Origin of the sequence: Pseudoalteromonas sp. SG41-1 (assembly GCF_014164575.1) — a bacterium.
In the GTDB taxonomy this organism is placed as follows: Bacteria; Pseudomonadota; Gammaproteobacteria; order Enterobacterales; family Alteromonadaceae; genus Pseudoalteromonas; species Pseudoalteromonas rhizosphaerae.
Genome location: NZ_JACJFL010000082.1, coordinates 1 through 8,738, shown reverse-complemented (window position 1 = coordinate 8,738; position 8,738 = coordinate 1). Strand labels below are relative to the sequence as shown.

7 protein-coding genes are annotated in these 8,738 nt (G+C 39.2%); 4 read left to right on the top strand and 3 right to left on the bottom strand.

Annotated features, from left to right (window positions below):
- Window positions 1–34: 34 nt before the first annotated feature.
- Both bcp and H5203_RS22040 read right to left on the bottom strand, forming a co-directional pair.
- The gene (bcp, locus tag H5203_RS22045; RefSeq protein WP_182820334.1) at window positions 35–511 is read right to left on the bottom strand and encodes a thioredoxin-dependent thiol peroxidase; all 477 of its coding nucleotides are present in this window, start codon (window positions 509–511) and stop codon (window positions 35–37) included.
- A gap of 10 nt (window positions 512–521) precedes the next feature.
- On the bottom strand, window positions 522–1,055 hold the full coding sequence (locus tag H5203_RS22040) for a glycine cleavage system protein R (protein ID WP_145241549.1): 534 nt from the start codon (window positions 1,053–1,055) through the stop codon (window positions 522–524).
- 352 nt (window positions 1,056–1,407) lie between these two features.
- On the opposite strand from H5203_RS22040, the gene bamC reads away from it, so the two are divergent.
- Both bamC and H5203_RS22030 read left to right on the top strand, forming a co-directional pair.
- Complete coding sequence (bamC, locus tag H5203_RS22035; RefSeq protein WP_145241551.1) at window positions 1,408–2,469, top strand: outer membrane protein assembly factor BamC; 1,062 nt, start codon at window positions 1,408–1,410, stop codon at window positions 2,467–2,469.
- Between the two features lie 67 nt (window positions 2,470–2,536).
- On the top strand, window positions 2,537–3,955 hold the full coding sequence (locus H5203_RS22030) for a YjiH family protein (RefSeq protein ID WP_182820333.1): 1,419 nt from the start codon (window positions 2,537–2,539) through the stop codon (window positions 3,953–3,955).
- A gap of 59 nt (window positions 3,956–4,014) precedes the next feature.
- On the opposite strand, the gene H5203_RS22025 is transcribed toward H5203_RS22030, so the two are convergent.
- Window positions 4,015–6,384 carry an EAL domain-containing protein gene (locus tag H5203_RS22025; RefSeq protein WP_182820332.1) on the bottom strand — a complete coding sequence of 790 codons (2,370 nt, stop codon included), beginning with the start codon at window positions 6,382–6,384 and terminating at the stop codon, window positions 4,015–4,017.
- Between the two features lie 249 nt (window positions 6,385–6,633).
- Between H5203_RS22025 and pyrC the strand changes: the two genes are divergently transcribed.
- Both pyrC and H5203_RS22015 read left to right on the top strand, forming a co-directional pair.
- Window positions 6,634–7,686 (top strand): dihydroorotase, encoded by a 1,053-nt coding sequence (gene pyrC / locus H5203_RS22020; protein WP_145241556.1) that lies wholly within the window; start codon window positions 6,634–6,636, stop codon window positions 7,684–7,686.
- Window positions 7,687–8,008: 322 nt separating this feature from the next.
- The gene (locus H5203_RS22015) at window positions 8,009–8,218 is read left to right on the top strand and encodes a cold-shock protein (RefSeq protein ID WP_145241558.1); all 210 of its coding nucleotides are present in this window, start codon (window positions 8,009–8,011) and stop codon (window positions 8,216–8,218) included.
- Window positions 8,219–8,738: the final 520 nt, after the last annotated feature.

The window sequence follows — 8,738 nt, the reverse complement described above, 5'->3', positions numbered from 1 at the left end:
CACCTAGCACCTAGCACCTAGCACCTAGCACCGATTATTTAGTCAAATAATCCAGCACCACTTGATGATGGTCTTTGGTTTTAAATTTATCGAAAAAGTGCTTTATTGTTCCGTCTTGGCCGATCAAGAAGCTTAAACGGTGAATACCGTCGTACTCTTTACCCATAAACTTTTTGTAGCCCCATACGCCGAATGCTTCTGCAATCGCGTGATCTTCGTCTGAAAGTAGGTCAAAGTTTAATTCTTTTTTGGTTTCAAAGTTCTTTAATTTTTTTACCGGATCAGGGCTGATACCAACCACGCGGGTATTTAGCTGTGCTAACACGGCTTTTTCATCACGTAAGTTTTCAGCTTGCACGGTGCAACCAGGTGTTGATGCTTTTGGATAAAAGTACACTAATACTTGCTGCTCTTTTAATAGCTCTGCAAGGACGACTGTTTCGTCATCTTGATTTTGTAGGCTAAAAGCGGGTGCTTTGTCACCGGCTTGTAATGGATTAATTGTGTTCATGCTTTGCTCCTTAGCGAATGCGTCGAAATATGTAATCTACGTTTAGAGTACGCGACAGATCTTCAAATTGGACTTTAAACGTATCAATGTCAACCTCAACAGGAATGTTAAACTCCAGTTCACAGCGCATTTTTGTATCTTTTTCTTCGTCATAGGTATCTGACTTTAAAGAACAAATACTAATGTGGTTGTCGGCAAAAAAGCGGGTAACTTTACTTAACGTGCCTGGTGTGTCGATACCTGTATATTCGAGGGTGTAGCCGGCACAAAATTCACTTTGAGTATGACTGGCTGTCCGCTTCATCATAGTGAGTAAGCCCAGCTCCATGCCTTTGAGGGGCAGGGTGTGTTCAATGCGGCTGATTGCCGACATATCACCTGATAACAGCATAATAAATGTAAATTCATTGCCTAAGATGGCAATGCGACTATCAATAATATTACAGTGACAGTCACTGACTAATTGGGTTAATTCACTGACAATACCAGGGCGATCATCGCCAATAGCAGTTAAAACGATCTGATGATTTGAAAAAGCAGTCATGAATTCAAGTACCTAGGTTATATTATTAATAACAATCAGAGTAAGCTGAGCCGGCAATTACCACCACACGGCGGCGAAGTTTAACACAAAACAATCGCTAAACTACAGGCCGAGATAATTAAGCTGTTATTAAAGCACGGTGTTTCTTGTTTTTAGTGGCATGGGAAAGTACCATAGTTAAAATTTTGCATATAGACTGGCTTACATTTACGTTTAGCCGTGCCCTAAAGTAACGGGGTTTGCATAAAAACAAGATACGTAAAGTTAATATTGGCTTTACACTGAACCAAATCGGCATAACCCACTCATATATTTGTTAAAACAATTAAGGGTATGCTAAGGAGAATTATCTGTGCAGTATTGGATCCCAAAAGCGCTTGCTGTAAGCGTATTGGTTAGCTTGTCAGGATGTGGTGTGTTCACTGACGAAGCGCATCAAAAACGTAATTACCGTGCCAGTGAGCCGGTACAAGTGCCAGGACAATTGGCTCAGCCAGCTTTAGACCCCATTTATAAAATGGATGTGGCAGAATATAATAATGATCCGGATTCAACAAACTATCGTCCCCCAGCACAAGTATTAACTGTGGCAAAAGGCAGTTGGGTTGAAGAAGGTGATAAACAAGCACGCGTTTATTTTGATAAAAACGATGGTATTGCAAATTTAGATGAGTTTATTTGGGATTCAGTACACGCTGTGTTAACTGAGCATCAAACAAAGGCAATCAAACAAGATAAGTCATTAGGTTCGATTGAAACTGACTGGTATGCGATTATCAAACCCGAGGAAGGTTGGTTGTGGAATAGCGATACCGCTGTATCTGAGCAACGTTTTATTTTTACTATTGAAGAGAAGTCACATCAGCGTACTGCTTCGTTAAGCGCTAAGCTAGCGGAATACAATAGTAAAGATGTGCCATTGACGCCAATTTTGCAACAGCAACTAGAAGTGCGTGCACTAAATCAAGTTGTGGCTGAATTTGATTATCGTTATCGTCAACTTGAAGTTGAAATTCGCAAACAACAAGGCATTATTTCGTTGGAAATGGGCTTTGACAATAAAGGTAATGCGGCGCTGGTAACGGAACAGGATTACTCATTAATATTTGATCGTTTCTCAGGGTTCCTTGAGCGCTTGTCGTTTACGATTGTTGAAATTGACCAAGATCGTGGTTTGATCACAGCTGATTACAACAAACCTGAATCAAGTGTTTGGGATTCAATTTGGGGTGAAGAGCTTGCTGAATTACCGATTGAAAATGGCCAATATCAAATTTTAGTCAGTCGCACCAAAGAAGGTGGTACTAGCTTAACGTGGATGGACGATGAAGGCACAACGTTAGAGCCTGGTACGATGAATGACTTACAACAAGCGTTAGAAAGTGCTTTGCGTCAACGCGGTATTAAAATTTAATAATAAATAATAATAACACCACAAAAAGAGCTTTTGCTCTTTTTGTGGTTTTTACAGGTTGAAAACAATGTCTAATCTAACTTCCTCTCACCCGCAGTTTGACTTTAAGGTATGGTTTAATTTTTTAGTTCCTTCATTGATTGGCGTCCTCTTATTCATGACTCCAGTGCCAATGGACGGGGCAATGACTATTCCTATCGCTGTTATGGCAAAAGCGGTGCAAGCTCATATTACATCGTATGCCGATACGTTGATTACATTAATTATTTGTACTACAGGTGTTTTATCATTGATATTCAAGGTTTTTAAGCCAGCGGTATTAATGAAATCTACTATTTTAAAGCATCTTTTTGATGTGCATTGGCTTTGGCTAGTGATCCGTTTATTTGGTATGGCGTTTATTATCTTAACGGTTTTAAGCATTAATAATCCGGATTTTAAATCGACATTACCAGAGTTTTTAATTCCGCTTTTCGATGGTATTACATCAGGAAGTACCGGTGGCTTAGTGCTAAAAGATTTATTACCAGTGCTATTTTCGGTGTTTATTTTAGCGGGCTTATTACTGCCTTTATTGTTAAATTTTGGTTTGCTGGAGCTAGTAGGCACGTTATTAACTAGAGTAATGCGCCCGTTATTTGGCGTGCCAGGACGAAGTGCTGTTGATTGTGCAACCTCTTGGTTAGGCGATGGCAGTGTGGGTATTTTAATGACCGCGCGCCAATATGAAGAAAAGCATTACACTCAGCGTGAAGCGGCGATTATCGGTACTACATTCTCTGCGGTATCAATTACGTTTTGTTTGGTGGTATTAGGCCAAGTCGGACTAGAAAAATTATTTGCCCCATTTTATTTAACGGTTTGTTTAGCGGGAGTTGTTGCTGCGCTGATCGTGCCACGTATACCGCCATTGAGCTTTAAGAAAGATATATATATTGATGGTAGTCAGCCTGATCAGCACAAAGAGCGCGTGCCGCATGGCAAAAATGTGTTTAAACATGCCCTACATGTCGCGCTGCACAAAGCTAAAAACTCACCGGGCTTTGCAGGTACCATGAAAGAAGGCATTCACAACGCATTAGATATGGTGTTTGCAGTATTACCTGTAGTGATGGCTGTGGGCACATTCGCATTAATTATTGCTGAATATACGCCGATATTTGCTTATTTAGGTAAACCGTTCATCCCATTTTTAGAGTTATTACAAATACCAGAAGCAGAAGCTGCCGCGCAAACGATCATGGTTGGCTTTGCGGATATGTTTATTCCATCAATCTTAGCTGCTGGCACGATTGAAAGTGATGTTACTCGCTTTATTATTGCGGCAATGAGTGTAACCCAGTTAATTTACATGTCAGAAGTGGGCGCGCTTTTATTGGGTAGTAAAATCCCAGTAAATATATTTGAATTGTTTGTAATATTTATTCTCAGAACCTTGATCACGTTACCCGTTATTGCTCTGATGGCACATTGGTTGGTTGGCTGATTCTGCCTGTTTTTTATTTGCAAGAAGCCCTGATTAATCAGGGCTTTTTTATGGTTGTTTTAAAGTGGTTTATCAATCAATAAAATTGCTTGAGCGGCGGGCAGGGGTTTGGCTTTTAAGAAGCCTTGGCCAAAATCACATTGAGTTTTTTGCAATATGGCTAGTTGCTCTTGCGTTTCAATTCCTTCGGCTACAACATCTAACTTAAGTGATGATGCCAATGACAAAATGGCATCAACTAATGGCGTGGCGGTGTCTTTAAGACGGTCAATAAAGCTCTTATCAATTTTTAGCACATGAATTGGCAGTTGGTGTAAGTAACCCAAAGAAGAGTATCCGGTGCCAAAATCATCTAAACATAACTTTACTTTTAATGGCGCTAACCCTTCAATTATCTTGGTTGCTAATTCTAAGTTTTCGATCAAACCTGATTCGGTGATCTCTAAACATAAGGAGCCTAATGCTAGCTCATATTTATTATAAATAGCATGAATTTGCGAGATAAAGTCTACACTTGCAAAGTGTCGTGAGGAAACATTCACCGTCACACGCAAGAAACGTTTACCTTGTTGTTGCCACGCAGCTATTTGTTTTCCTGCCAGATCTAATAAATGCAGGTCGAGATTAATTATTTGCCCAGTGTTTTCTGCTATTGAAATAAAATCATTAGGTGAAACAAAGCCTTTGCGTGGGTGGTGCCAACGAACGAGCGCTTCAAAACCTACAACGTTACATTGCTGTATAGCAAAGATCGGCTGATAATATAACTCAAATTCATGATGCTCAATGCCATGTTGTAGATCATTTTCTATATCTGCGTGACTTTTAAGTTTTTTACGCATGGTGTTATTAAAAAATCTGACTTGGCCACGGCCTGTTGATTTAGCTTCGTACATTGCAGCATCTGCATGCTGTAATAACTGATAGGCTTTATCATTTTCGTTTTCGCAAAATGCAACGCCAATACTAGTAGAAGCTTGCAGTAAATGGCCATCAATATTAAGTGGTTTAGCGAGTACTTTTTTAATCCGCTTTAATGCATCATTAACTTGGTTTTTATGAGTGATGTTTTCCATAAAAATAGCAAACTCGTCACCACCGAGTCGTGCAAATGTATCGGTATTTCGAATTGTGCCTTTAATTAACTTACAAATGGCGATTAAAAAGTGATCGCCCACTTCATGCCCTAAAGAATCATTGATGCTTTTGAAGCGGTCGAAATCTAGATACAGCAACGCATGATATCGCCCTTTGGGTGTTCGAGTTAGCCGTAAGATGCCGTGCTTAATGCGGTCAATCAGTAAAGAGCGATTAGCAAGCCCAGTTAATTCATCATGCAAAGCGCGATGTTCAAGTGCTTGGCGAGATAGTTGTCTGTCGATAGCCATACTAATTTGGCGGCTGACATACGTCAGTAGAGCGCGGTCATGATCATTATAATGGTGAGTTTTATCGTAACTTTGTACTACGATCACACCACTTATATGTTCGCTTACTTTAAATGGAACACCAAGCCAAGATTCTGACTGGCGGCCTACCATTTTAAAATGGCCATCATTTATATGTTGTTGATATTCTTTTTTATTTAATAGTAATGGCTGTTCGGAATTTAAAAGGTAATAGGATGCGGTATGTTTTAGTTGCTCTTTTGATATTTTTTTATGAGCATTTGAACGTACTCCTTCCTCGACAATGTAAACAATATCGAGGATATCGATATTTTTGTTGTATAGCCCTACCAAAAAGTTATCAGCGCGTAGCAAGTTGGTCATAATGCCATGCAATGCTTCTAAAAAAGTATCTAAGTCATTGGCTTGATAGGTTAAATTTGCTATTTGTAAGAGCGTTCCTTCTAGCTTTTGTGCAGCATTTAATTTACTCACCGTTTGTTGCAAGTTCTCAACAGTATTGACCTGATTTATTTTGGCACTGAGTAAATGCGCAACGGTGGTTAAAATTTCAAGATGGGCATCACTAAAATAGTTACGCACCGGGTGCTCGCAGTCTATAACTCCTAAAACCTGCTGCTTATAAACTAATGGTACGCATAGTTCAGACATTGCAGGGCGTACATCTGCGATATAACGGCTATCAGTACTGACATCACCAATGATAACAGCGCGACTTGTAGAAGCAACATAACCAGTAATGCCTTGATTAAATGCGATAGTTTTTCGTTCTACGGCATAGTTACTATCTGCAGGTGGCACTCCCATTGATGCGACTTCATGTAAGGTTGTAGCACTTTCATCGGCAATATAAATGACACAATCGACAAAGCCTAACCGCTTAACTACTTCAGTGGTCACGTAGTCGAATAATTCATCGAGTTTATCTAACTGTAATAAGCTTGAAGAAAACTGATTAATAATACTCAGTTGCTCGGTTTTTGCATCAAGCGCTGAAGATAAGTCTACTTTATTCTGCATATGCCACGCGTGAATATACCGTTTTGTGTCATTGATATACTTATAGATTAACGGAATGTTAACGTTTAGACAAAGAATAAATAAAATTAACGAGGTATGTTTGTAAAGGTAAACGCACGCCAAACGATTGATGAACCAGTGTTTTCATTCTATCTGTTGATAAAAAGCATCAGGAAAAACCGCAATAAAATCTTTACTCAGATAGGGCATATGCATATGATCAACTAAATTCAGCCGAGGAAACAAGTAATGACAAAGCAAGCCTTCGACACTCAGTCAACGTTAACTATCACTCGTCCAGATGACTGGCATGTTCATTTACGTGATGGGGATCAACTAAAAGATACAGTGCGTGATATTAGCCGCTATATGGGACGCGCTATTATTATGCCAAACTTAGTTCCTCCGGCAACCTGTACTGAAACTGCTTTAGCGTATCGCGACCGTATTATGGCGGCCGGGCCACAAGGAAATTTTGAGCCATTAATGGTGCTTTATCTAACAGATAATACGAGCGCGGATGAGATTAAAAAAGCACATGCAACTGGTAAAATTGTTGCTGCTAAAGTGTATCCAGCAGGTGCGACAACAAATTCTGATTCTGGTGTAACATCAATTAAAAAGATTTACCCAGCATTAAAAGCCATGCAAGAAGTCGGTATGTTATTGCTGATCCATGGTGAAGTGACAGATTCATCGATTGATATATTTGATCGTGAAAAAGTATTCTTAGAAACTATTTTAGTGGATGTTGTACAAGACTTCCCAGATTTAAAAATTGTGCTTGAACACATCACCACTAAAGATGCCGTTGATTTTGTAAATAATGCCTCTGATAATGTGGCTGCAACCATTACTGCACATCATTTATTGTATAACCGTAATCATATGTTAGCGGGAGGGATCCGCCCACATTACTACTGTTTACCAATATTAAAGCGTAATACACACCAACAAGCACTTATTAGTGCTGCGACCAGTGGCAGTGCTAAGTTTTTCTTAGGTACAGATTCGGCGCCGCATTATAAAGATAAAAAAGAAGCCGCATGTGGATGTGCCGGTGCATACACCGCTCATGCTGCACTTGAGTTATACGCTGAAGCATTTGAGGAGGCCGGAGCGCTTGATAAGCTTGAAGGCTTTGCAAGTCATTTTGGTCCAGACTTTTATGGTTTAGCACGTAATGCAGATACTGTTACCCTTATAAAGCAACCATGGACAGTGCCAGCAAGTTACCCATTAGGAAATGATCACGTGGTGCCAATTAAAGCCGAAAGTACAATTGATTGGCTGATCAAATAACCATAGAGTAAGTAAAGCACAGCTGAGAAAGGTGTGCTTTTTGTATTGAAATTAATCACTTGAACAGTTTTATTGAGTTGATGTTAAAAGCATTAAAATAATTCTGAATTAATAGAGCTAAAACAATTATATTGTGTTAACCTTAACTTGCTTTGAGTTTTTGCGTATTGAATTTTTTGGTTAATGTGCGGCGTGTAAGGTTTCCGGTTAATGGTTATTACTTCTTCCTGTACTTTATCCCAGCGATTTATTGGGCATTCACTCAGGGAGGATATAGCCAATCTGGCTGAATTTTAATTATTGACTTACAGGAAAATTTGGTATGTCAAACACGGTTACTGGTAAAGTTAAGTTCTTCAACGAAGCTAAAGGTTTCGGTTTTATTGAACAAGAAAATGGTCCTGACGTATTCGTACATTTCAGCGCTATTACAGGCTCAGGTTTTCGCACTCTAAGCGAAGGCCAACAAGTGTCTTTCGGCATCAAGCAAGGCCAAAAAGGCCCTGAAGCTGAGAACGTAGAATTAGCATAATTTTTATTATGTGAACCTAGGTTCAACTTGGTGAAACAGGACTCTGTTTCACCATAATTTCCCCCTCATCAAATTCTTTTTTAAAATAAACTTTCTACCGCTACTTTTTAAATTCAATAAATATACACTAAATTCTGAATGCTATTTCACTAGACCAAATGCTGCTCAATACAAGCGGTGTACATCTTTGCGTCCCTCAATAAACTTTTTATACCAACTGTATACAGTTAGTCAGCTACTCAACACCAATAACGATGATGTTTTTAATTAATACCAATCGACTTAAATATTTAACCATTCTAGCGAGCTAAATAAAGCGCTAACTGCGTTATAATTTTTTCAAGTAGAACAACTACATGTCAAAAGTTACGCCTTGTTATCACTGTATTTATATGCAGGGCAAGATCACGAACTTTACCTTGACTTAAAAGTATGATCTTATACTCCTTTTTAAGGAGCCCCCATGCCTGATATTCAACTATTTAAATATTTCGAATCAATTGCCGACCCTCGCCAGCAG

Bases quoted from the DNA above. Each gene is read 5' to 3' on its own strand.
- bcp (WP_182820334.1), bottom strand. From the start codon at position 511: ATGAACACAATTAATCCATTACAAGCCGGTGACAAAGCACCCGCTTTT.
- pyrC (WP_145241556.1), top strand. From the start codon at position 6,634: ATGACAAAGCAAGCCTTCGACACTCAGTCAACGTTAACTATCACTCGT.
- H5203_RS22030 (WP_182820333.1), top strand. From the start codon at position 2,537: ATGTCTAATCTAACTTCCTCTCACCCGCAGTTTGACTTTAAGGTATGG.
- H5203_RS22015 (WP_145241558.1), top strand. From the start codon at position 8,009: ATGTCAAACACGGTTACTGGTAAAGTTAAGTTCTTCAACGAAGCTAAA.
- H5203_RS22025 (WP_182820332.1), bottom strand. From the start codon at position 6,384: ATGCAGAATAAAGTAGACTTATCTTCAGCGCTTGATGCAAAAACCGAG.
- H5203_RS22040 (WP_145241549.1), bottom strand. From the start codon at position 1,055: ATGACTGCTTTTTCAAATCATCAGATCGTTTTAACTGCTATTGGCGAT.